The 22,890-nt window shown below is 41.2% G+C and carries 21 protein-coding genes; 12 read left to right on the forward strand and 9 right to left on the reverse strand.

The window, feature by feature from the left end; translation table 11 throughout:
• Nucleotide 1 precedes the first annotated feature (1 nt).
• The 8 genes from PAUR_RS12480 (at nucleotide 2) to PAUR_RS12515 (ending at nucleotide 8,148) form a co-directional block, all read left to right on the forward strand.
• Nucleotides 2-949, forward strand: coding sequence for a DUF58 domain-containing protein (locus PAUR_RS12480; protein ID WP_192508048.1), 948 nt, complete (start codon nucleotides 2-4; stop codon nucleotides 947-949).
• A 5-nt stretch (nucleotides 950-954) separates the two neighbouring features.
• Nucleotides 955-1,389, forward strand: coding sequence for a DUF4381 domain-containing protein (locus PAUR_RS12485; RefSeq protein WP_192508049.1), 435 nt, complete (start codon nucleotides 955-957; stop codon nucleotides 1,387-1,389).
• Complete coding sequence (locus PAUR_RS12490) at nucleotides 1,382-2,368, forward strand: vWA domain-containing protein (protein ID WP_192508050.1); 987 nt, start codon at nucleotides 1,382-1,384, stop codon at nucleotides 2,366-2,368. Before PAUR_RS12485 ends, PAUR_RS12490 begins: the two co-directional genes overlap by 8 nt.
• Nucleotide 2,369: 1 nt before the next feature.
• Nucleotides 2,370-4,259: a VWA domain-containing protein gene (locus PAUR_RS12495; protein WP_192508051.1), complete on the forward strand. Its 1,890-nt coding sequence runs from the start codon at nucleotides 2,370-2,372 to the stop codon at nucleotides 4,257-4,259.
• Nucleotides 4,253-5,887 (forward strand): BatD family protein, encoded by a 1,635-nt coding sequence (locus PAUR_RS12500; RefSeq protein ID WP_192508052.1) that lies wholly within the window; start codon nucleotides 4,253-4,255, stop codon nucleotides 5,885-5,887. The genes PAUR_RS12495 and PAUR_RS12500 overlap by 7 nt, the downstream gene beginning before the upstream one ends.
• A 61-nt stretch (nucleotides 5,888-5,948) precedes the next feature.
• Nucleotides 5,949-6,464: a sigma-70 family RNA polymerase sigma factor gene (locus PAUR_RS12505; protein WP_192508053.1), complete on the forward strand. Its 516-nt coding sequence runs from the start codon at nucleotides 5,949-5,951 to the stop codon at nucleotides 6,462-6,464.
• Nucleotides 6,464-7,177: a DUF3379 family protein gene (locus tag PAUR_RS12510; RefSeq protein WP_192508054.1), complete on the forward strand. Its 714-nt coding sequence runs from the start codon at nucleotides 6,464-6,466 to the stop codon at nucleotides 7,175-7,177. The genes PAUR_RS12505 and PAUR_RS12510 overlap by 1 nt, the downstream gene beginning before the upstream one ends.
• A 116-nt stretch (nucleotides 7,178-7,293) precedes the next feature.
• Nucleotides 7,294-8,148 (forward strand): Tim44 domain-containing protein, encoded by an 855-nt coding sequence (locus PAUR_RS12515; protein WP_192508055.1) that lies wholly within the window; start codon nucleotides 7,294-7,296, stop codon nucleotides 8,146-8,148.
• Nucleotides 8,149-8,283: 135 nt separating this feature from the next.
• Here PAUR_RS12515 and PAUR_RS12520 read toward each other — a convergent pair whose 3' ends face one another.
• The gene (locus tag PAUR_RS12520; protein WP_192508056.1) at nucleotides 8,284-9,540 is read right to left on the reverse strand and encodes a hypothetical protein; all 1,257 of its coding nucleotides are present in this window, start codon (nucleotides 9,538-9,540) and stop codon (nucleotides 8,284-8,286) included.
• Between the two features lie 368 nt (nucleotides 9,541-9,908).
• On the opposite strand from PAUR_RS12520, the gene PAUR_RS12525 reads away from it, so the two are divergent.
• Together PAUR_RS12525 and PAUR_RS12530 are read left to right on the forward strand one after the other, a co-directional pair.
• The gene (locus tag PAUR_RS12525; protein ID WP_318782609.1) at nucleotides 9,909-10,586 is read left to right on the forward strand and encodes a response regulator transcription factor; all 678 of its coding nucleotides are present in this window, start codon (nucleotides 9,909-9,911) and stop codon (nucleotides 10,584-10,586) included.
• The gene (locus PAUR_RS12530) at nucleotides 10,579-11,913 is read left to right on the forward strand and encodes a sensor histidine kinase (protein WP_192508057.1); all 1,335 of its coding nucleotides are present in this window, start codon (nucleotides 10,579-10,581) and stop codon (nucleotides 11,911-11,913) included. The genes PAUR_RS12525 and PAUR_RS12530 overlap by 8 nt, the downstream gene beginning before the upstream one ends.
• 198 nt (nucleotides 11,914-12,111) lie before the next feature.
• Here the strand turns inward: PAUR_RS12530 and PAUR_RS12535 are convergent, their stop codons facing one another.
• Nucleotides 12,112-14,397, reverse strand: coding sequence for a collagenase (locus PAUR_RS12535; RefSeq protein ID WP_192508058.1), 2,286 nt, complete (start codon nucleotides 14,395-14,397; stop codon nucleotides 12,112-12,114).
• Nucleotides 14,398-15,010: 613 nt separating this feature from the next.
• On the opposite strand from PAUR_RS12535, the gene PAUR_RS12540 reads away from it, so the two are divergent.
• A complete protein-coding gene (locus PAUR_RS12540) occupies nucleotides 15,011-15,196 on the forward strand; it encodes a hypothetical protein (RefSeq protein WP_192508059.1) in 186 nt (61 codons plus the stop codon).
• 232 nt (nucleotides 15,197-15,428) lie between these two features.
• Here PAUR_RS12540 and PAUR_RS12545 read toward each other — a convergent pair whose 3' ends face one another.
• The 3 genes from PAUR_RS12545 to PAUR_RS12555 form a co-directional block, all read right to left on the reverse strand.
• A complete protein-coding gene (locus PAUR_RS12545; RefSeq protein ID WP_192508060.1) occupies nucleotides 15,429-16,427 on the reverse strand; it encodes a tetratricopeptide repeat protein in 999 nt (332 codons plus the stop codon).
• A 37-nt stretch (nucleotides 16,428-16,464) separates the two neighbouring features.
• Nucleotides 16,465-16,896 carry a DUF6326 family protein gene (locus PAUR_RS12550; protein WP_192508061.1) on the reverse strand — a complete coding sequence of 144 codons (432 nt, stop codon included), beginning with the start codon at nucleotides 16,894-16,896 and terminating at the stop codon, nucleotides 16,465-16,467.
• Between the two features lie 294 nt (nucleotides 16,897-17,190).
• Nucleotides 17,191-18,045: a kinase gene (locus tag PAUR_RS12555; RefSeq protein ID WP_192508062.1), complete on the reverse strand. Its 855-nt coding sequence runs from the start codon at nucleotides 18,043-18,045 to the stop codon at nucleotides 17,191-17,193.
• A gap of 295 nt (nucleotides 18,046-18,340) precedes the next feature.
• Here PAUR_RS12555 and PAUR_RS12560 point away from each other — a divergent pair, with 295 nt between their 5' ends.
• Nucleotides 18,341-19,801, forward strand: coding sequence for a catalase (locus PAUR_RS12560; protein WP_192508063.1), 1,461 nt, complete (start codon nucleotides 18,341-18,343; stop codon nucleotides 19,799-19,801).
• Nucleotides 19,802-19,893: 92 nt separating this feature from the next.
• Here the strand turns inward: PAUR_RS12560 and pdxJ are convergent, their stop codons facing one another.
• The 4 genes from pdxJ to rnc are packed head-to-tail and all read right to left on the reverse strand — an operon-like array spanning nucleotide 19,894 to nucleotide 22,889.
• On the reverse strand, nucleotides 19,894-20,628 hold the full coding sequence (gene pdxJ / locus PAUR_RS12565) for a pyridoxine 5'-phosphate synthase (RefSeq protein ID WP_192508064.1): 735 nt from the start codon (nucleotides 20,626-20,628) through the stop codon (nucleotides 19,894-19,896).
• A 4-nt stretch (nucleotides 20,629-20,632) separates the two neighbouring features.
• The gene (recO, locus tag PAUR_RS12570) at nucleotides 20,633-21,322 is read right to left on the reverse strand and encodes a DNA repair protein RecO (RefSeq protein WP_192508065.1); all 690 of its coding nucleotides are present in this window, start codon (nucleotides 21,320-21,322) and stop codon (nucleotides 20,633-20,635) included.
• The gene (era, locus tag PAUR_RS12575) at nucleotides 21,323-22,222 is read right to left on the reverse strand and encodes a GTPase Era (protein ID WP_192508066.1); all 900 of its coding nucleotides are present in this window, start codon (nucleotides 22,220-22,222) and stop codon (nucleotides 21,323-21,325) included.
• Nucleotides 22,212-22,889, reverse strand: a complete 678-nt coding sequence (gene rnc / locus PAUR_RS12580; protein WP_192508067.1) for a ribonuclease III — start codon at nucleotides 22,887-22,889, stop codon at nucleotides 22,212-22,214. Before rnc ends, era begins: the two co-directional genes overlap by 11 nt.
• Nucleotide 22,890 lies beyond the last annotated feature (1 nt).

The raw sequence follows: 22,890 nt of genomic DNA on the forward strand, positions 1-22,890 counted from the left end.
CATGGGCCAATCTCAACTATCTCCGCAGGCTTTTTTAAACCAGTGCCATAGCAATGGTGCTGAATTAGGCCTCAAAGAACTGCTTTATTATAAGCCCAAAGCCAACTTGCTCTCGTTGCGCCCAAAAAGCAGAGTGAAAAGTGCGCAAGCTGGACAATATCTGGCTCCACATAAAGGTCGAGGCATGGAGTTTGCCGAAGTAAGACAATATCAATACGGCGATGATATAAGAGCAATTGACTGGCGCGTTACCGCACGCACCGGCGAAGTACACACTAAGCTATACCAAGAAGAAAAAGAACGACCAGTATTTGTCTTCACCGATCTTTCTAACAATATGCTTTTCGGCTCACAACTCTTATTAAAGTCAGTCCAAGCTGCACATTTAAGTGCGCTTGTGGCGTGGTCCGCATGCCAACGCGGTGACCGATTAGGCGGGATTGTATTTAGCGAATATGGACATCATGAGCTAAAACCAACAGCCCGTGATAGAGGCGTGTTAGCGCTTTGCCATCAATTGGTCGACATACATAAGCAATCTCTTGAAAATAGAGAATTAAGTGCCCAGAGCAGTTTTGAAGCTAATTTAAAGCGCATGGCTCATTTAGCGAAGCCGGGAAGTTTAATTTATTTGATCTCTGATTTCACTCATCTTGATGATGCCAGTTTTAAACAATTAGAACGTTTAGCTCGTCATTGTGAACTAATCGGTTGCCATGTCACTGACCCTTTCGAGCTCCAGCTTCCAGCCCATCAAGAGGCACTGACTGTATCTGCGGGAGAACAAAGTTGGACATTACCATTAATGGACAAAGGGTTTAGAGAAAAATTTGCCGAACAAGCTCAACACGCATTTTCCGCTCGCCTCGCACGATTAAAACGTGCTGGCATGACCATGCAAGGGTTTAGTGCAGCAACCGCGCTTGAATCGCAAATTTTGAGGTATTAATTTAAATGCAAGCATCACCACTTGACGCCTTACACGATGTACTGCCCCCGAGTGAAGTTTCTTGGTGGCCCTTATCGCCAGTGGCTTGGGCCGCTCTTATCAGTACACTATTATTGATAGGATTAATATGCCGACTACTGTACACCGCTCATTGTCATAAACAAGCGAAAAAGCAGGCGATTAACCAAAGTCAATTACATCAAAATGATCCGCAGGCATTGCATATTCTGCTAAAGCGGTTGGCTAAACACTATTATGGTACGTTGGCCACTACGCAATCACAAAATAAATGGGCCTCTATCTTGAGCCAATTATCAGGGCAAACCTTCAATGAGCAGGAGCTTAATAGCTTATATGCTCCAGTACCAAATGAACACCTCGCCAAAAAGCTGAGTGTTGCCATTCGTACATTTAAACTCAAGGAGAAAGTGAATGTTTGAGTTTAGTTGGCCCTGGTTTTTTTTACTATTACCGCTTCCTTGGATAATGGTAAAATTCAAGCCTATACAACAAGCTACCCCACAACGTTTAAGAATGCCAAGTTTTGCTAGCTTGTCTTCATTGGCTCCAAAAATCACTCAGCATCAACGTAAAGTCTCATGGCTAGAAGCACTTATATGGTTACTTTTAGTGGTTGCAGTGGCAAATCCGCAATGGTTAGATGACCCTGTCGCCTTACCCAATGAAGGACGAGATATTATGCTTGCTGTCGACTTATCTGGCTCGATGAATGAACAAGATATGGAATATCAAGGCCGTTACGTAGACAGGCTTTCAGTCGTAAAAGCGGTATTAAGTGATTTTATCAAGCAACGTCAAGGAGATCGATTAGGATTAATTCTATTTGGCGACACAGCCTTCTTACAAACCCCACTTACGAGAGATCTAAGCACAGTAAGCCAAATGCTAACAGAAGCACAAATCGGCTTAGTTGGGCGTGCGACCGCGATTGGTGATGCTTTGGGACTCGCTGTAAAACGATTCAGTCAAAAACAAGACAGCAACCGCATTTTAATACTACTAACCGATGGGCAAAACACCGCAGGGAATTTGAAACCAGAAGAAGCGCTTATTTTAGCCAGAGAAGAAGGTATCAAAGTGTATACCGTTGGCGTTGGCTCAGATGGCCGTGGTGGATTTAGCCTGTTTGGCATGGGGGGCTCTGGGGGTAGTAGCATTGATGAGGCAACCCTCAAGCATATTGCGACAGAAACTGGCGGTAGCTATTTTAGAGCCAAAGATGTCAGTGGATTGCAACAAATTTATCAAGAGCTTGACCAACTTGAACCGATTAGTGATGAAGCGCAAACGTTTAGACCGCAAGTCGCTTTATTCTACTGGCCGTTATTGGCTGTCTTAACATTATTAATGCTCTCAATTCTCATCAAAGCCTTACGCGGCTTAAAACAGGAGGCCTAGTATGGAGTTTATATTTATTAGACCTGAATTGCTGTGGTTACTCATTCCATGGGCATTGCTGACCACCATTGCCTTTGTTAAACGTGCAAAGCATAAACATAGTCCGCTTATTGCACCGCATTTAGCAAGCGTTATGCTCAGTGATAGTACGCAACAACGGAAAACTCATAGCCCCATACTGATCAGTGTATTCATGTTCGCGGCAATTATATGTGTTGCAGGCCCTAGTTTTTCGAAACAACAAGTACCCGTATTTCAAACAAAGCAAGCGCGTGTGGTGTTGATGGATATGTCATATTCTATGTATTCAACTGATATAGCACCGAATCGTTTAACCCAAGCGCGTTTTAAAACCCTCGATATGGTTGAGTTATTTAAAGAAGGTGATACTGCATTAGTCGCTTATGCAGGGGATGCTTTTACCGTTTCACCTTTAACAAGCGATGCACAAACACTGAGTAATTTAATTCCTAGTTTAAGTCCTGCGATTATGCCAAGTAAGGGTTCAAATGTCCTTGCTGGGGTTGATAAAGCAATAGAACTACTTCAACAAGCAGGCTATGTACAAGGTGAAATCGTACTAATCACAGACGGCCTAGACCAAGAAGATGTTGATGATATTCATGCTGAATTAAGAAATCATGCATACAGATTACATATTTATGCTGTGGGTACTGAGCAAGGTGCCCCAATTGCTTTACCTGAAGGTGGTTTTTTAAAAGACAATTCCGGACAAATCGTCGTACCTAAACTAAATGTATCTCGATTATCTAATTTGGCACAATCACAACGAGGTCAATTTGCAGCATATAGCCCTGGGGTGCAAGACCTTAGCTTATTCAAGCCACAAAACAGCCATACACAATTGGATGAAACACAACAAACCGAAATGCTATGGCGAATAGATGCTGGGCAATATGGATTACTCATTTTATTACCTTTGGCATTATTACTTATCAGACAAGCGGGAATAACATTGGCAATTATAATGGTTACGTTACTGCCATATGACACGGTCTACGCGGCAGAGTGGCAATCTTGGTTCAAAAACACCGACCAAAATGCCCTAGCGGCTTATAACCAAGATAACTTTTCTGACGCTAGTTCCGCTGATAACCTTGAATTAAAAGGCGCTGCATTGTACAAGCAAGAGCAATTTGCAGACGCTGCACGTGTATTAGAGCCCACAAAAACTGCGTTTGGGCAGTATAACTATGGCAATGCACTCGCTAAATCAGGAAAGCTTGAAGAAGCAATTACTGCCTATGAGCGTGCACTGAGTTACGACCCACAATTACAGCAAGCACTTGATAACAAAAAACTCATAGAGCAATTGTTGCAGCAGCAACAAGAACAACAAGAACAACAAGATAAATCTGAAGACGAATCTAAAAATAAAGATCAAGATCAGCAATCTCAAGATCAATCAGGCGAAGGTTCCGATGAGAGTAATTCTGAAGAACAGCAAAGCGCTGACCAAAATGAATCTGATCAACAAGAGCAAAGTAGCGAATCTGAGCCAAATGGCGAACAAAATAACGACCCGCAAATGCAAAGTGACAGCGAAAAACAAGACGCTCAAGATAACTCCGAAGCTGCTCAGCAAGGTAATACAGAGCAACCTGAAGACAATCAAGCACCTGAAGAAAATACACAACCTACCGAGCCCCAACAGGAAGGCCAAGCACCGGAGCAACAAGAAAGCTCTCCAATAGGAGACGTGAGTGCAAAACCACTTACCCCTGAAGAAAAAGAAAAAGCGCAGCAGCTGAGTCAGTTACTGAGAAAAGTGCCTGATGATCCCGCTATTTTATTACGTAACAAAATGCAGTTAGAAGCACAACAGCGTGCTCAGCAGCAGCGCCGTAGAGGAGTTGAAAAATCATGGTAATGCGTTTACTGATCCCCCTATTCCTAATAATGAGTAGCTACAGTGTAGCCGCTTTTGAAAGGCTCAGTGCCAGTGTTGATAAGAACCCCGTACTCGTTGGCGAGTATTTCACCCTCACTATCGAAGCGGATGGCAAAGTCTCTGGCAGCCAGCCTGACACCAGTGCGCTAGCACAAAAGTTTGTCGTTAGTCCTATGAGCGTAGGTTCACGTACAAACATTATAAACGGGAGTATGAGCAGTCAAACTACATGGCAAATGCAGTTATTAGCCCGCACCGCAGGCACGTTTACCATTCCAAGCTTTACTGTCAATGGGAAAAGCTCTCAGCCCATTAATCTAAAAGTGATTGCGCGTAGTCAAGATAGCACAGCACAAGAAGACATTTTCATTAAAACTACATTGAGTCCAGAAACCCTATATGTGCAGCAAGCTGGCTTATACACCGTAAAACTTTATATTGGAAAAGATTTATTGGATGGCCAATTAACGGCTCCGGTAATGAACGATGCGCAAATTACCTTAATGGGTAAGCAAAGTGAAGATTACGAAGTACTTGATGGCCGTCGCTATATGGTGATAACACGAGAATATCTCATTCAACCGCAAAAAAGCGGTGATTACACGTTAGAACCGCCTATGTTCAATGGCCAGATACGCGAAAATTATCGACGTATGGCTGTGTCTGCAGTTGCTAAACCACTCACAATTGAAGTAAAACCTGTTCCTGAAAATTATCAAGGTGCTTGGTTGCCAAGCGAACTTGTCAATTTAAGTGAAGAGTGGCAACCTAGTAGCAATGAAGTAACCGTCGGTACGCCCATAACGAGAACATTAACACTGACCGCTGTTGGCATCACTAAAGAGCAATTGCCCGATATTAATATGGCGCAAATATCAGGGATTCGTAGTTACCCAGATGAAAGCGATCGAAATCAACTGGCTCGTGATGGAAGGGTTATTTCACAACTCATTACGTCCTTTGCTCTCGTGCCGCAGACTCCAGGCATGTATACGTTACCTGAGATGAAAGTTCCTTGGTTCAATACCGTTATTAAACGTGTTGAATATGCTACTTTGCCTGCCAGAACTATTTCCGTCATTGCTGATGTAAATCAAATCGCGACTCCAACAGTGACTGCCCCTGTACTCACTACACCGGCTAAAATACAAGATGCAGTGTCTACGCTGACTGCTGAGCAAATTGCCCAGCCGAGAAATGCCTACGACTGGCTAATAATGCTCTCTGGTTACATAATATGGCTATTAACGATCATTGTTTGGATCATTCGTAAACCTAAGCAGGTTAAATCGCCTGTTCCAAGTGAAGATAACACCCCAATTCCAACGCTGAAAACATTGCAAAATGCAGCACGGCACAAAGATAATGCGGCTTTTTATAATGCTCTGAGGCATTATGCCAGTGCACAAGCCAATAATCTCACCTTAGATGCTTGGATTAATCAGTTAGCAAACCCTAACTTAAATATCGAAATTGCAAAATTACAAGCTTCACTTTATAGTGCGGGTGAACATTCGGTAGATTTATCTGCGCTCTTCCAGATGCTAAATCAAGCCATAAAAAAGAAAACTGCGAAAGCAGACAATCACTTAACTCAGCTATACTGAGTTAAGTGAAAATAATTGAAAAATGTTGCAATAAAATTGACAACTACAAGGTCTTATTAGCATGACCACAAAACAAAAACGTTACGAATCTTTGGTTCAGGTATATCACAGCGAGCTATACCGCTTCGCCTATTGGTTGTGCCATGATCCCACTGTCGCTGAAGACTTAGTACAAGAAACATTTTTACGGGCATGGCGGTCATTAGAATCATTACAAGATGACAATGCCGCAAAGCCTTGGTTATTAACGATTTTAAGACGCGAGAATGCTCGGCGTTTTGAACGAAAGCAATTTGATTACGCTGATGTAGAAAATGACACCTTAGTGGATAATAGAAGTGTCACACTTGACGAAGAGATGGAACAAACCGTCATACAAAGGCAAATTGGTAAGTTATCTGCTGAATATCGAGAGCCACTGTTATTACAAGTTGTGATGGGGTGCTCAGGTGAAGAGATAGCTGAAATATTAGAGTTAAACAAAAATACGGTGATGACACGGTTGTACCGAGCTCGTAACCAGCTGAAAGAGGCTTTAACTGAAAATCATGAACCTATTAAAGGGGCGTCAAACTGATGGATGAATTAGAATTTCGTCGTCGACTTTTTGCAGATCCCAATGACACGGAAGTCATTGATCATGCGATTGATAATCCAGAGCAACAGAGCTTGGTGGATGAGTTGCAAGACTTTGATGCACAGTTAAAAAGTGCATTACAAGTAGAAGTACCTGCTGGGCTTGCTGATCGTATATTGGTACAGCAACAAGAAGACCAAGCAAGCAATGTGATCCCACTTGCATGGTATCGAAAATATGACAAACCATTCGCCACGGCTGCAAGTATGGTTTTAGCGGTAGGCATTTACTTTATGAGTGCTACGAGCGCTCCTTTGCAAGCTGGTGAGCACGCACTAGAACATGTTTATTATGAAGTCAATGCGCTAGAGCGTAGTCAAGAAGTGGCTTTGCAAGTTGTAAATGAAAAATTGGCTATGCTGGGTGGTCAATTTGATAGCTTACCAGGCAAGGTAACCTATGCCACTTTCTGTAATTTTAAAGGTCAAAAAAGCCTTCATTTAGTTTTTCAATCTGAACATGGTCCGATGACAGTGTTTATAGTGCCAGCCCAGGGTAATGAATATAAACATAATGACAGCCATTTCAACGATGAAAGATTTGCTGGCATGATAGGCAATGGGCAGAAGGCCGACACCATATTAGTGGCAGATATTGGTACACCTATTGAAGACTATCACAATGAAGTCAGTGGCGCGTTGCGCTGGTTATAAAGGTTTACAAAAAGGCGCTTTGCGCCTTTTCTTTTCGACCTAATTTCATCGCTTTATATTTATCTTCTGGACAAGTTTCTTTAAAATCCTAACGACTTAAGATTTATAGGATTGTTATGAGAAACTTTATAGTATTGTTTTCGCTAATCTCACTATTATTTGCCACGAGCTTTGACGTTGAAGCCCGCAAAAAATTTGGTAGTAAGAAATCAGGTAAAACCCACCAAACCAGTACCACCGCACAAAAAAAGCAAGTGGATACTAAATCTTTGACTGCAAATAAAACAGCGAAGCCAAAATCAAGTAAAAAAGGCATCATGGCGGGCGTACTTGGTGGTTTACTTGCCGGCGGTTTGATTGCATCAATGCTAGGCGACGACTTCGAAGGCTTTCAGTTTATGGAAATGCTTATGCTTGCTATTGCGGCATTTGTGATTTTCAAGCTCATCAAAAGCTTTATGGCAAAGCGTCAACAACCACAAATGGCTGGCGCACCGCAATTTAACCAGCAACAAGCGTTTAACCAACCTCAACAGTTTCAAGCACAACAATCAACGTCCGGTGGTTTTGCTCAACAACAGGATGTGCCGTTCAATCTACCTCGTGATTTTGATGTAAATGGCTTCTTGCAAGGTGCACGTCAACATTACCATACATTACAAAACGCATGGAATAGCAAAGACTACACCACAATGGCTGAGTATTTAAGCGCTGAATTAGTAGCTCAGTTCAAGCAAGAGCGCGAACAGCAAGGTGATGTAGCAACAGAAGTGATGTTTATCGATGCCGAAATGGTTCGTGCAGATACACAACCTGACGTATGGGAAATCAGTATCATGTTCAAAGGTAAATACCGTGATTTAGGCGATATGCAAGAAGAGCCAATTCATGAAGTATGGCACTTGGAACGCAAAACGGCAGGAGATGCACCTTGGTTAATCGTCGGTGTTGAAGATCACATAGATAGCTAATACATAATTTAAAAAAGGCGCTTATGCGCCTTTTTTACTGCTTTAATTTCTCAGTATTTATGCCATATTAGTGCGTTCACCTTCACTTATTCTCAACAAAAACCTTCACGCATTGTGTTCATTAAAACCTTATGGTTAATTACTCAACACATCCAATGTTATATCTGAAAACCGGATTTTTTCGACTGCTATGAGTGTATTGGTCCCATCTCGGTTATCTCGCATATCTTCCACCGTTACATAAGTGTTAGCATGGGCAATTTGATATTCGACTGACGATCCTGAAAATATCACCGTGTTCTCAGCTATGTTTCCTGTGATGTGATTGTTGAGTTGATTCACTATTACATTGCTTTTGTTGGTGCCAGTGAGCGTCACATCTTTTAAATATTGTGCATGATGGGTATAAGGCAAATTCGCGTTAAACAGTAAGCTGAAGTCTCCGGTAAAACTTTCATCTATTCTGGCGTTATACGTTAAATAAGGAGCGAAAAACTTATTATCCATTAATGTTGCACCCAGTGGGTCTTTTGTCACAATATCTTCGCGTGTCTTAGCAACATATAAATCATGCATTCCAGTTGTAGGAAATTCCATATTTGCTCCCCATAAACCGTAATATACATCCACAACGGCGGCTAAATATTCTTGCGATAAGCTATTCTCTGCGGTTAATTCAGTTATCCAATCCGCAGCTCCCATACCCCAAAGGTTCTGTGACTGCGCATCTATTTGCGCCGAGCGAATTTCGGCTTGAAAGCTCGGTAATGCGCCATTAAATGCCGTATTTTGATCAACACCAATACCATAATCGTGTACCAGATGAAGTATTTCTTCATATGAAGCGTCTCGATGAGCATAATCTTGTGTGATGTACCACGGATGGCCTTCTACCTGCATCTCACCAAAATAAAGTGGTTGCCCATCAAGTTCTGCCGCTTTATTTGTGCCGTCATCAACACCATTTAATAGCAATAATACTGCCCCATTTTCAGACATTTTATTCGCCACCGCCGTTTTATCTGAGCCATACTCTGAATCAGGCAGCGGTGCTAAAAAGTGCTCTAAAATAGAACGTGCTCGTACTATTTGATTATCCGTGATCTGATCTTGAGCAACAATATGAATTGCTTTGCTATTGGGCGTTGATACCTGAGTATAACGATTAAATTTCAGCGTTTTAGTGTAAGTACTTGCAAGCGAGCTCGGGATCTCACTGATCCCAAGTGCCAATGTTTGTATTGAAAGGCCTGCAGTATTACCCGCTTGGTTTATCGGTGGCGTTGGCTCAATCGAGACCACAGTCCCTTTAGGCGTTGATTTGGCATTGCAACCGAATAACAGTGATGCAGCAAATGGAATTAAAAAGCAATTTAGATAGGTTATCTTCATGGGTATTCCTCTTGATTAATACTTAACCTCAGCTCTCGATAAGCGAATTTGCCCAATAAAGCTATTTTCCTCACTCTCGGTGTTGCTTTTATTTGTAATAGCCCGAAATTACTGCATAAAAGCGCCTTGATATTGAACAAAATATCATCATTGGATTGTACGTAAGTTTGTTTTCAAAACATTTCCTACTCCAAAACCCTTATCCAAACCTGAGGTTACTTAGCAAAAATCATATAAGAAAAGAGGTCATGAATGCGTAAGCCTATGTAAGACATAAATTGCTTTGTAAGCGCTTGTAAGAAGCATCGAAACTTTTGCTAAAATCAGTACACTATAATGCACGATTTGTCACAACATACGGAGGCGCAGTGCACATACTCATAATTGAAGATGACCATGAAATTGCTCGATTAACCGAGATGTATTTGCAAAGTGATGGCTACCAAACCACCGTGGTTGCGGATGGCAATACAGCCATAACCACAATTCGTCATTCATCTCCCGACCTAATTTTGCTTGATTTAATGTTACCAAGTGTCGATGGGTTTGAGGTGTGTAAACAGGCTCGGGCATTTTATACTGGACCGATAATCGTATTAACCGCCCGAGAAGATGATATTAGTGAAGTCAGCTTATTAAAATGCGGCGCAGATGATTACCTAAGAAAACCAGTAAAACCACATATCATGTCCGCCAGAATAGAAGCGCTACTGAGAAGAACATACGTTGACGTCATAGAGACCGACAATGAGCCATCTCATACGCTTGAAATCAATTATGATACATTCTCAGTAACATTAAACAACACATTAGTTAATTTAACGACCTCTGAGTTTGATTTGCTCGCACTGCTGCACAAAAATGCAGGCCATACAGTATCACGAGAGGATTGTATTCACGCACTCAGAGGCATTCATTATGAGATCTCAGATCGCTCCATAGACATGCGTATCTCTGGACTTAGAAAAAAGCTCAATGATGACCAACAACCGTATAAACGGATCAAAACAATTCGAAATAAAGGGTATCTACTCATCAATGAATAAGCTGATCATGCCGTTTTTTACCCGCTTATATGGCTTATTATTTTTGGCTATTTTTTGCAGTGTTTTCGTGACGATTTTTATTTTAGATAAGTGGAATGAACGGGATGCAATAGCTGACTTTGTAACAGATACTTTATTTGTAAAGCATGTATTGGAAAACCAGAGGGAAATGACCAAAACACCTGCGGATATTTTCTATCGCGGTATTGATAACTCACTGTATCCTTTTGATTTTATCTGGCTAGGTTCTGACAATATCAGTCTATCGTGTCCACATTGCACTTTTATAGCACGCTATAACAACGCCGATGTATATCAATTAAAAGACGAAGCTTTATTATCTATTCATTCAGTCGAGGACAGCTCAGATAAACTCATTATCAAAGACAAACAACAAGAATTTTCGCTTCGAGAATACGCTCTGCCTACTTCCTCTTTCGATATAGAAGTATATGCCCCTTTTATTGTCTTGATTGTTATTGTCGTAGTGATCGGAGTTGTTTTATACCTGCAGATAAGAAAGCTTCAAAAAGAAATCAATCACTTAAACCAAATGAGCTATCAATTTGGTAAAGGCGATTTAGCCGCTCGGGTTAAGCCCCTTTCGGAGCCTTTAACTGTTCTCGCAACAAGTTTCAATAGTATGGCGGCTGCATTATCTAATAAAATGAATGAAAGCCAAATTTTTGCACAAGCCGTTCCACATGAGCTCAGAACACCGCTAAGTAGAATACAATTGGCCTCAGGTATCCTCAGAAAATACAGTCTCACCTCTGAACAACTTGCCTTAATTGACAATATTGATCAATATATCTGCGACATTGATGAGCTCTGTACACAAGTAATTCAATTCTCCAAACTCAACATGCAGGTAAAAGAAGACGGTAACAAAACGTTTAATTTAAACCGCTTTATCGCATACCGAGTCGAACAACTTACACTGCGCTCAGTGATAAGTATTAACACCCTTTGTTGCAAAAATATCACCGTTTACTGTAATTCAACGCACTTGCGGTTAATTATTGATAACCTGCTAAAAAATGCGGCGCAACATGCTAAGCAACAAGTTGATATAACAGTCATAAGTACAAAAGGTGTGCTCAAAATAACCATTGAAGATGATGGCAAAGGCATATCAAAGCATGACCACGACACTATTTTTGTTCCCTATGCTCGATTAGACAGCAGTCGTACTAGAAAAACCGGGGGGCTCGGCATGGGGTTAGCTATTGTAAAAGGTGCTGTTAATCAATTGGGCGGAGAAGTTAGTGTAGCCAGATCTTCCTCTGGTGGCGCCATGTTTATAATTAAACTCCCTATTTTGTAAAAACCCCCCTTCCTATAAAACCATAGAGAGATGAATAAATAGCAGTTCATATTCACCTGTGTGCTAGACAGGCACTTCTAATACACGACAATTCATATGAAACATGGCGCTAAATTTATAGCGCCATGCCGTAAGACTCCAAGCCCATCTGATTCTCTTACTGATAAATACTAAAGCAACATCAATTTAGGCTGAAACTTATTTAAGTACAAAAACATTACTGGTATTATTGAGATCCAATACACCAATACAGTTATTACTTTCATCTGCAACCATCATGCGATCACCCGCAGACCAAAATGTTTCTGTATAGATTTCACCTTGCGCTAGTGTTGCATAGGTCGTTGTCAATAACGGCTCTCCAGTGTTGTTGTTGATCCAATATAGTTTAACTGCTGAAGTCATGGTGTTCACAACTTGTAAGTCAGGTGCTGCGTCTGACGTTCTTGAATAAGGTACTGCTAAATCGCAGCTCCCCATCTCGGCTGTTGCATCTGGGATCACCGGTGGAGGCGCAACATCTAAAGCATTTTTAACCATCTCTTGTGTTACTTCAAATGCATTGTTCTGTTCATTCAATAATGCAACACCTAAACAGTTGTCGGCACCATCGGTAAGCATGATCCTATGGCCCACATCCCAATCATCCGCGGTATAACTTTCGCCTTTAGCTAAAGTGGCATAAGAGTCACCCGACTTTTCACCTGTTTTTCTATTTAACCAATATACTTTCACCAACTTTTCAGTTGGGTTGGTGATCGTTAAATCTTGCGCTGTTTTATCAGAATCATAGTAGGTTTCTGCTAAGCTACAGGTACCAATAGTCCCTTTTTCTGGCCAATGTGGTAAGTAAGGTTCTGTGGCTGAAACAAGTGGGATTGGCTCTGGAGTCGTAACACTACACTCATCACCTGCACATGCTGTGAAATTAAGGTCGATAATATCTGACCCTATAAAGTCTGAAGAAATTGCAATGTAATACTTGCCTGACTCAGGCGTAGCCAGTACACACTTTTCCTCATTTGTGTTGTCTGTAACTGACTTACAAGTAAATTCAGTATCGATAGAAGGATGAACTTCAACGCCTTTCTTAACCCAAAAATCAACATTCCCCGAGCCGCCTGAGGTAGCAAATGTTACAGAAGGTAAGCCAGCTGGTACATCCACAGAAAATAACCAACCACCACGACCATTAATCTGTTGGTAATCGCCAAGTGCAACAACTTCGACACTTGCTTTATATTGCTCGGTCAGTGTCATCTTTAACCAGTTTTCGAACGCTGGTTGATTGTCAGCAGCAATACTTGCCATTAGGGTGTCAAACTCTTCCCACTGCCCAGCACGCATATGAACAAGCATTTGAGACACAAGGTCAGAACGTTGCTCAATTAAAAAAGCAACCGCAAGCTGTCCCCATGAATATATATTTGCATCACCAGCGAAGATTTCAGCTAACGTATAAGACTCTTCACTATTCGCAGTTGAGACACGTGAATAGTACCTATTATAGAAAGTACTTAAATATTCAGCGAGACCTTCACTCCACCAACCTAAACTGCCTTTATAGCCGCCTTCTTTGTTGTATCGCCCATCTAATGCATGAATATATTCGTGCGCAAATGATCGAAGTACCGACCGTCCGCCACTCCACTCAAGAGCATCAAAAGTCCAAATATCAGAACTATGCCACCACTGTGATGGAGATGTCTCAAAATAAATGCCACTGGTATTACTGGTGTTTCTCAAATGCTCAGCCCAAGCAGCATGATTTGATAAGCTTTCGAAAATATGAATATTGGTAATTTCATTCAAGTCATTTGCAACGGCCTGTTGGAATTCAGGAGTAATTCCTGAATGTAACACTTCATCAAACACCCTTTTGGTGCGTTTAACAATATCACATGCATCATGGAGTTCCGCTTCAGACATTGACTGTGCGCGGATCCGTACAGGTTCATCACACATTACATTGCCGCTGAACAGCTCTGTCGTCGCAAACATTGACGCCTCAACGGCGTCCCCCCCCTCGTAAGCATCAATAAATATGTGGTACCGGCCTGCTTTAGGCTTATCGATAATACATGCTTCATTGCTGTTCGTGCCTTTGTAAGATACGCAGTCAAATGTTCCTTCAGCACCCGCGCTTGCTTCTTCCTCGTATTTAACATAAAGATCGGGGTCACCGAGATCTTTATTCGCTGTACCGGTGAATAAACTCACTACTAACGTTTCACTATCTTCAGGCACGTCTACATAATACGATCGACCTTGTCCTTCTGTAGTACTAATATTTAGTTTCACCACATCCAGTTTCAGGGCAGGCTCATTCGCGCTAGAGAAATCAACTTCTGCTGTAGTTGGAGGATCTACTACGGGTGTTTCTGCTACTGGAGCTATCACTGTTTCAGTTGATGAACTACTCCCACCACAGCCGGATAATGCAAGCAGCACTGCGCTTGATAAGGTCAATGTTCTAAAAAGCATTTGGTTTTCCTTCTAATTGTTATTTTAATACTCAATATCTTCGATAGCTCAGAGGGGCTGATGTTTCGGTCTAAGAGAGGCTAAGTCGTCACTTGATATTAAAAGCCTAGGGGGACTCGGTAAAAATCAAGTAACAACACCTAACCTCTCTAGCATGAACACTTTAAACTGAGCGTGTTTTATATTTATGCTTTATTTGATTACACACATCATTTACTTCCATTAATTGCTATTAAATACAATGCATTACATAAAATTCAAACGCTGTAATACAGGCGTAAATTAACAAATATAAGCCCAGTATTTTTAATAAACACGATGTCAATTATTCTGGGCCATGCAGATGTTCCCTAGCCAAAGCCGTGACTCGTTTTAAACACAACGTTCGTATTTGTAACACAAACAAAGGTATAATGTAAATTGTATACAATATAATTTAAGTTCAAGGTGTAAAATCCCCTTGAGCATGAGGCCTGCAAATAGGAATTCTGATAACCACCTTTACAGCCCTACCTCATACCTTAAGATCATCGATACATATATATAGCTTTTGCAAGTTTGATTCTCATCCCAGACATCTCTAAAATGGAGTTGAATTTAAACGAGAGTCAATATGAATAAAATAAGCAACATATGTGCTATCACGGCCCTGCTCAGTGTATCTGGTTTCGCAAGTGCAGAACCGACATGGCATACATCTACAATCAACAAAGTTTACCCTCAGTCTAATGGAGATGTTGTACTTACTTTCACACAAGATCATGCTAAATGCACAAATGGTTCTATACCCAAATACTAGTATTTATCTGCCAACAAAAATGGCGTAACAGCTGCTGGCTTACAGAATATTTACAGTGCGGCCTTGACTGCTGCCACAGCAAATAAAGAAGTGACGATTAACTTTGACTCGAGTACATCGGATTGCAATATCAATCGACTACTCGTCGTTTTTAGATAAAAATAAGGAGCTAAACATTAGCTCCTCTTTCCTATTGAAGTAAAATATCCTCCCAATACCACCCGCTGAGTTACTAAAGTGATTTTAACTTTTTTATTCTTTTCGTTAGCTGTTTTTTCAACTCGCCGTCTACAACATAATTCGCTAAGTCCTGATACAAACGCTTCGCTTTGAGTTTTAGACCTTTTGCCTCTAAAATATTTGCTAGCCTAAATTTCGTCCATTCCTTTGTTGGCATTTTATTAGAAATTACCGCTTCATTTAGATACTGTTTCAATGCTTTTTCTCCCTCATCTAAATCGCGTTCACTGAGTACACTTGTTCGACCAATTTGAAATAATGCTCTGTATTTCGCTCTAGATTGTTCGGGTGTGTTAGTATCTAATTCTGTCGCCTTGCGAAAGCATACTAACGCGTCTGCATAACGTCCTTGGGTTTGATGGTATATTCCCAGTTGATAATGAAACTGTGGTTCATCACCAAAATCTCGCATACCTAATTTTGATATTTGACTGAGCTTTTCTTCATCTCCCATTTTACCATACACCTGAATTAATGCTGTTGCTCCCAACAAAGGACTCACTTTTTTCAGTGCGTGGGCATGTTTTAACCCTACCTTTAAGTCTCCTCCTAATATGGTCGGCACATGCATATGATATTGGATCAACGACTCTCGATATTCTACATTATTAGGAGAAAACTCTACCGCCAGTGTTAATCCTTGTTTAACCTTTTCAAGGTAACCCATTATACTGAAAACACTCGCGGCGTCCGCTTGCTTAGCAGCAATATCGGCAAACACAAAATGAGCATGTGCGTTTTTGTCATCTAATTGTATCGCTTTTATAATATAATTTTCAGCATCATCAAGTTGATTGCGTTCGAAGGCAATACGCGCTAAATAAGTGAACTTAATAGAACTGAGCTCGTCATTCTGTAACAACAATTTTTGAGCTCGTGAAAGCTCATTACTTTCAAAAGCCTCAATTGCATTTTCTACACTCGCATCAGCCCCCCCGCTCAAAACACTACATAAACACATAAACAATACGATTACTTTTTGAATATTCATTTTTAAACCTCTATGACGGATCGTTATTATTCAGAAATCATTCTGCTTTGCATGTTTTCGGCCAATGCCATGCATATAGTACAATTGCAACCGATATAGCCACTTCAACTGCTGTTAAGAATAAGTAAAACCACCAGGTTTCAGTCAAGTTTGTTGCAACCAGCATGAGTATAAATAACATAGAAACGATGATATTTACCCAGCGATTTATGGTTGGTTTAAGTACCAATGTAAAAAACACCATCACACTTGGAACTACCATAAGTACTGCCACAGCAAGAAATTGGAGTTGAATTTCAATACTGCTATTTACCTCCATTGCTTTAGCCATAATTCCTGGCACATATATCTGTATATAATCACCATATACATAGCAAAACATGACCGCTATCCAAAGTGCTGAAATCTTCAACTTTACATTTATTTTAAAATCTTCAAATTTTGACTCTGTGCTTTTCATTACACTCATTGGTCACTCCATTTTATCGTTAAAAAACACGCTTTATGAGTAAAGGTAAAGCGGTTCCTATATTTACACTTAACAACCGCATTACTGAATTACTTTTTCTTTGCCTCAAAGTTGGTATCTACACCTTCACTCATGACTTTCGAAAAGCATATATTTTGCCGACGCGTATGTCGTCCAAGACTACAAGGTAAGACACATTTAAACTTAAAAGCATATAAAACAAAAACTTAAAGACCACGTAAACGTGATACTAAATAACTTCGGGTCGAGACAGTGCAGTACTGAATTGAAGAGTTAGGTTAGATTGAAACGATGTGTGCTATCCATGGTGACTGATAAATCACTTTGCTCTGGTAACGAAGCCATTCCCCACCTAGTAAGCCTTTCAAAATACTGTATAAATTGAGAAACCTCTTGCTCAGTCATGCCTTTTCCAGATTTACATTTTAATTGCTGTTCTTGTTGCTGCCGCCACTGGTAAACACGCTCAAACGTTTGAACATTCAAGTACACTAATTTATCAATTAAAGAAAACAAGGTCTGATAGTCCGCCGCTAAACATTGATTTACGTAACGCCGATACCTACCCTGCGTATCTTGCTGCGCCTCTAATGTATTACAAGGGTGACATAACCGTTCCAAGGGCTCTGATTTTAATCCCACACACCAACCTTCAAAGATCAGAATATCTGGCGGCACTTCTATCGTTTGCCAATACTTCGGAAGAAATGGTCTATCTTGTGATTTATCGAACCTTGGTAAAGTAAATGCCTTTTGAGCTTTAAATAACCGAACAGTTTCGATGGCAAGTTTTATTGCATGGGTACCCGGCACTCCTCTCGTTGCCAGCAGCGGGTGATGTTGCTTAGCAAGTATGCTTCGCTCTTCAGGAGATAAATAAAAATCATCCAAAGAGACAACTGCAATACTTAATCCTTGTGCCTCTAATGAGCGAGCTAAATAGTGTGCCAAAGTTGATTTTCCACTGCCTTGTGCGCCATTAATACCAAGACAAAACGGTAAACGGTTAGATTGGACTTGCGCATGAGTATACGTCGCGTTGAACCATGACAGTATCGGCTCAGCATCTTGGATATAATGTGCTGGCAACCCCTGCTTTTTCAAAAATGCGTACTGCCACTTTTTCATAGTTAACCCATTCTGGTAATCATTTACAGTACCTTGAGTTTACCAACATAATTAATATATGCAGCCCCACACAAATCCCCCCCTCCAATGACTTACATATACATGACAACATACGTCACAAAAAACCATCGATTAAATTGATTGTAATAAGCTATTTATATCATTTATAAGATATCAATAGACTCTCTATACTGCATTGTGTGGACAGCCCATAGGTTACTTAATTTTGTCATGGCAGCCACTGAACATAGACCGTTAGGTCTAGTTAATACTTGATCACTATTGCGGAGGCATTATGAAAACGACTCTTACTACAGCGGCTGGCGCCCCTATTTCAGACGACAACAACAGTATTTCTGCAGGTGAGCAAGGTGCGCTTACTTTTGATAATTTCAGGCTTTTTGAAAAGCTAGCACACTTTAACCGTGAAAGACTGCCTGAAAGAGTGGTGCACGCAAGAGGCACTGGGGCATATGGGACATTTACTTTAAACACATCGTTGAAACACTATAGTATCGCAAGCTTCTTACAAAAAGCAGAGCAAAAAACTGACGTATTCGTCCGTTTCTCAACTGTCGGGGGCGGCCAAGATTCAAGTGATTATGCACGAGACCCTCGTGGGTTTGCAGTGAAATTTTATACCGAACAGGGCAATTTTGACCTGGTAGGTAACAATACACCGGTGTTCTTTATTAATGATCCGATAAAGTTTCCAGACTTTGTCCATTCTCAAAAGAAAAACCCTAAAACTAACTTACCCGATCCGGCTGCTATGTTTGAGTTCTGGGCAAATCATCCCCAATCATTACATCAAATGACCATCTTAATGTCAGACCGAGGCATTCCATTAAGCTACCGACATATGCACGGCTTTGGTTCACACACCTTAAGCTTTTGGAATCAAGATGGTGAACGGTTTTGGGTAAAATGGCACTTAAAAACCCAACAAGGTATCGAAACGGTATCTAGTGATGATGCACATAAATACCCATCATTTGGCGCACAGCAAGACTTAGTGGCTGCCATTGAGCAAGGTAATTTTCCCAGTTGGAAAGTCAAGTTACAGGTTATCACGGAAGCACAAGCAAAGGAGCTGAGTGTCAATCCGTTTGATTTAACCAAAGTCTGGCCTCACAATGAAGTGCCACTGCTTGATGTTGGTACACTTGAACTCAATCGCAATGTTGATAATTACTTTGCTGAAACTGAGCAAGCGACATTTGCTCCAAGTAATTTGGTGCCTGGTATCGGTGCATCACCAGATAAAATGCTACAAGCAAGGTTAATTGCATACCAAGATGCGCATCGATACCGTGTTGGTGTAAACGCAAATCAAATTCCTGTTAATGCGCCAAAGTGTCCTGTCCATAATTACCAACGTGACGGTGCGTTCGCAGGGGCCTGCCCATTTTCTGATCCCACAAACAGCGGTAATAACAACGTCAACTTCTACCCCAACGACAGAATTGATGCTGGTGCCCCGAGCCCTGATCCGGCAGTCGCAGAACCACCAATGCCATTGGCACAGAATGCATGGGTCAAACCACATGACCAAGATCACGAAGATTACTATACGCAGGCGGGTGATTTATTTCGCTTAATGAGCCCCGTACAGCAACGAGAGCTAGCGGACAACATTGCGGGAGGGTTAAACTTGGCTAATGAAGATATTCAGCAACGAATGCTTACACAGTTTGCCAAAGCTGATGAACAATATATGCTTGCCGTTAAGACCGCTTTAGCAGCTCAGGATTAGTTTCTAATTGTAACCAAAGTGGCTTTCGCCAGCTTTTATTTGCGACAAAACCGACATAATGTCGGCTTTGTCGCAGATAAATAAAAAATTGATCACGCTTGTCGCGCTTCAATCATCAGACGTTTCATGTCTCTTATGGCTTTTTCTAGCCCATCAACCGAGGCCCTAGCAATGATGGCATGACCTATATTAAGTTCATATATTTCTGGCATTTGGGCTATCGGTTTAACATTATGATAGTGTAAACCATGTCCGGCATTGACAATAATACCTTGCTTATCTGCATATTGAACACCCTGACGAATTCGTTCTAGTTCAATTTGTTGCTCAGCATCTGTTTCTGCATCAGCGTACGCGCCTGTATGGATCTCTACATACGGCGCACCTGTTTGTTTCGCTGCATCAATTTGTGCATTATCCGCATCAATGAACAAAGACACTTTAATACCAGCCTTTGCAAGCTGTCCTACTGCACTTGTGATTCTTTCGACGTTACTCACTACATCTAAACCACCTTCCGTTGTTAGCTCTTCCCGTTTTTCTGGTACTAAGCAGACATAAGCCGGCTTTACTTCCAATGCAATATCAATCATTTCATCAGTGACCGCGATTTCAAGATTCATACGAGTTTGGATGGTTTGCGCCATAACATAAACATCTCGGTCTTGAATATGACGACGGTCTTCACGCAAATGAATCGTGATCCCATCCGCACCAGCGTGCTCGGCAACAGAAGCCGCATGAGCTGGATCAGGGTAACGGGTACCACGCGCTTGGCGTAATGTCGCAATGTGGTCAACATTAACACCTAATAAAATATCTTTCATTGTTCTACCTTGATATAAAAAGTTCTCGGCTTTTTAAGGCTTTATGTCCTAAAAGCGGTTTTAATAAATATCGGCTCAAGTGTTTTGCTGGCTGGCGTACTGCTTGCTTAGCAAAATCATGTTCCGCCATAGCCAATAGCACAGCACCTGAAAAACCCAGCTGAGGCTGCTCAGTGCGAACGAACCCAAGCTCGTCAACATATTGATACGAGTAATTCGCACTCACAGGTTCACCATGTGCATCATAATCAAATTCTAAACCAAACCCTAACATACTCAGCAATTGAAATTCATAACTTCGTAAAATAGGCTCAATATCATCACACTTAGCCAACAATGTTAAATGGGTTTGATACAATTCAAAAACTTGCTCTAATGGTTCATTGCACGGTATTGCACGATAGGTCAATTCATTTAAATAAAAGCCACAATACAATAGTTTACCCGATAACTGCAAAGGTTCTGAGGCAAGTTCGAACTTATTAAGGTACTTTAGATCATATCGCCCGGCATATTGACAAAGGAGTAACCCGAAGGGTTGTAGGTGGGCATTATGCTTCAATGATTGCTTACCCTTGATACGAGCAAGCATAGTGAGGTGACCAACGCCTTCAACAAGCATATTGAGCATCAATTGAGAGTCACTATAGGGACGTCGATGCAATAAATACGCTTGCCGAAAGTCGCTATGCAATCATTCTTCTCCGTAACCTAAACTACGCAGAGCACGCTCATCATCAGCCCAGCCAGACTTCACTTTAACCCAAAGCTCTAAAAAGACTTTGTTATCAAGCATATCTTCCAGATCTTTGCGCGCTTCACGGCCAATAACTTTAAGCTTTTCGCCTTTGTTACCTATCACCATACGCTTTTGGGTTTCACGTTCAACTAAGATCAACGCATTAATTTGCCACACGCCATTGTCTTGCCATTTAAACTGTTCAATTTCAACAGTCACTGAGTAAGGTAACTCATCTCCCATAAAGCGCATCAGCTTTTCACGCACAATTTCAGCTGACAAGAAACGCATTGAGCGGTCGGTTACATAATCCTCAGGAAAGTAAAACTCAGATTCAGGTAAACGCTTACGCACTTCTTCCTTTACCATATCAATGTTTTTGCCTTGTTTCGCAGAAACAGGGATAATACCGGCGAAGTTCCCCTGCTCACTCAACCATTGCATATGCGGTAAAACAAGTTCATGATCTTTTACTTGGTCAACTTTGTTCATTACCACTAAAACAGGCCGACCACTGCCCATGACTTTGGTTAAGACCATCTCATCATCAGCATTCCAAAGTGTACCTTCTAGAACAAAGATAATTAGCTCAACGTCACCGATAGAACTTGATGCTGCACGGTTCATTAAACGGTTTATAGCACGCTTCTCTTCAATATGAAGCCCTGGTGTATCAACATAGACAGCTTGATAATTGTCTTCTGTGTGAATACCCATTATACGGTGGCGAGTAGTTTGTGGCTTACGTGATGTAATACTCACTTTTTGCTCAACAATTTGATTCAAGAGTGTTGATTTGCCAACATTTGGGCGACCAACGATGGCTATCATGCCACAGTGCGTATTAGGCGTCATTTTTTATGATCTTCAATGCTTTTTCGGCAGCTTTTTGCTCCGCCTTTCGACGTGAGCTACCGATTGAAATAATACTATCCATTCCTTCAACAATACATTCTACCGTGAATGTTTGATTATGTGCTTGACCTTTTGTATCGATAACCGTATAGCCTGGCAACGGAAGTTTGCGTGCCTGCAAATATTCTTGCAATAAAGTTTTTGGATCTTTTTGGTTATGGCCTGGAGAGATGGCATCTAACCGAGACTGATACCAATGCAAGATAAGGTCACTGCATTTATTAATATCTGAATCTAAAAATACAGCGCCTATAATTGCTTCAACTGCATCGGCAAGTGTTGATTCGCGACGAAACCCTCCACTTTTTAATTCCCCAGGACCTAACCTTAAGTAATCCCCTAAGTTAAATTCCACACCAAATTCAGCCAAGGTTTGACCTCGAACCAAAGTTGAACGCATCCGACTTAAATCGCCTTCACGCGCTTTTGGGAATTGCTCATATAGGGCATTAGCGATAACGAAACTTAAAATTGAGTCGCCCAAAAACTCTAAGCGCTCATTGTGCTGGCCTTTATGACTTCGGTGCGTCATAGCTTGCTCAAGCAATGCTTCGTTATTAAATTGATATCCTATCTTACTGTATAATTCTGCTACGTTTCTTTTCATT

The organism is Pseudoalteromonas aurantia 208, assembly GCF_014858725.1.
In the GTDB taxonomy this organism is placed as follows: Bacteria; Pseudomonadota; Gammaproteobacteria; order Enterobacterales; family Alteromonadaceae; genus Pseudoalteromonas; species Pseudoalteromonas aurantia.

What these genes read in the sequence shown, in the direction of transcription:
- PAUR_RS12545 (WP_192508060.1), bottom strand. Translation starts at nt 16,427, where the DNA reads ATGAATATTCAAAAAGTAATCGTATTGTTTATGTGTTTATGTAGTGTT.
- PAUR_RS12480 (WP_192508048.1), top strand. Translation starts at nt 2, where the DNA reads ATGGGCCAATCTCAACTATCTCCGCAGGCTTTTTTAAACCAGTGCCAT.
- PAUR_RS12540 (WP_192508059.1), top strand. Translation starts at nt 15,011, where the DNA reads ATGAATAAAATAAGCAACATATGTGCTATCACGGCCCTGCTCAGTGTA.
- PAUR_RS12515 (WP_192508055.1), top strand. Translation starts at nt 7,294, where the DNA reads ATGAGAAACTTTATAGTATTGTTTTCGCTAATCTCACTATTATTTGCC.
- PAUR_RS12485 (WP_192508049.1), top strand. Translation starts at nt 955, where the DNA reads ATGCAAGCATCACCACTTGACGCCTTACACGATGTACTGCCCCCGAGT.
- PAUR_RS12560 (WP_192508063.1), top strand. Translation starts at nt 18,341, where the DNA reads ATGAAAACGACTCTTACTACAGCGGCTGGCGCCCCTATTTCAGACGAC.
- PAUR_RS12500 (WP_192508052.1), top strand. Translation starts at nt 4,253, where the DNA reads ATGGTAATGCGTTTACTGATCCCCCTATTCCTAATAATGAGTAGCTAC.
- rnc (WP_192508067.1), bottom strand. Translation starts at nt 22,889, where the DNA reads ATGAAAAGAAACGTAGCAGAATTATACAGTAAGATAGGATATCAATTT.
- PAUR_RS12510 (WP_192508054.1), top strand. Translation starts at nt 6,464, where the DNA reads ATGGATGAATTAGAATTTCGTCGTCGACTTTTTGCAGATCCCAATGAC.
- PAUR_RS12505 (WP_192508053.1), top strand. Translation starts at nt 5,949, where the DNA reads ATGACCACAAAACAAAAACGTTACGAATCTTTGGTTCAGGTATATCAC.
- PAUR_RS12555 (WP_192508062.1), bottom strand. Translation starts at nt 18,045, where the DNA reads ATGAAAAAGTGGCAGTACGCATTTTTGAAAAAGCAGGGGTTGCCAGCA.
- PAUR_RS12550 (WP_192508061.1), bottom strand. Translation starts at nt 16,896, where the DNA reads ATGAGTGTAATGAAAAGCACAGAGTCAAAATTTGAAGATTTTAAAATA.
- PAUR_RS12490 (WP_192508050.1), top strand. Translation starts at nt 1,382, where the DNA reads ATGTTTGAGTTTAGTTGGCCCTGGTTTTTTTTACTATTACCGCTTCCT.
- PAUR_RS12520 (WP_192508056.1), bottom strand. Translation starts at nt 9,540, where the DNA reads ATGAAGATAACCTATCTAAATTGCTTTTTAATTCCATTTGCTGCATCA.
- PAUR_RS12495 (WP_192508051.1), top strand. Translation starts at nt 2,370, where the DNA reads ATGGAGTTTATATTTATTAGACCTGAATTGCTGTGGTTACTCATTCCA.
- PAUR_RS12530 (WP_192508057.1), top strand. Translation starts at nt 10,579, where the DNA reads ATGAATAAGCTGATCATGCCGTTTTTTACCCGCTTATATGGCTTATTA.
- PAUR_RS12535 (WP_192508058.1), bottom strand. Translation starts at nt 14,397, where the DNA reads ATGCTTTTTAGAACATTGACCTTATCAAGCGCAGTGCTGCTTGCATTA.
- era (WP_192508066.1), bottom strand. Translation starts at nt 22,222, where the DNA reads ATGACGCCTAATACGCACTGTGGCATGATAGCCATCGTTGGTCGCCCA.
- pdxJ (WP_192508064.1), bottom strand. Translation starts at nt 20,628, where the DNA reads ATGAAAGATATTTTATTAGGTGTTAATGTTGACCACATTGCGACATTA.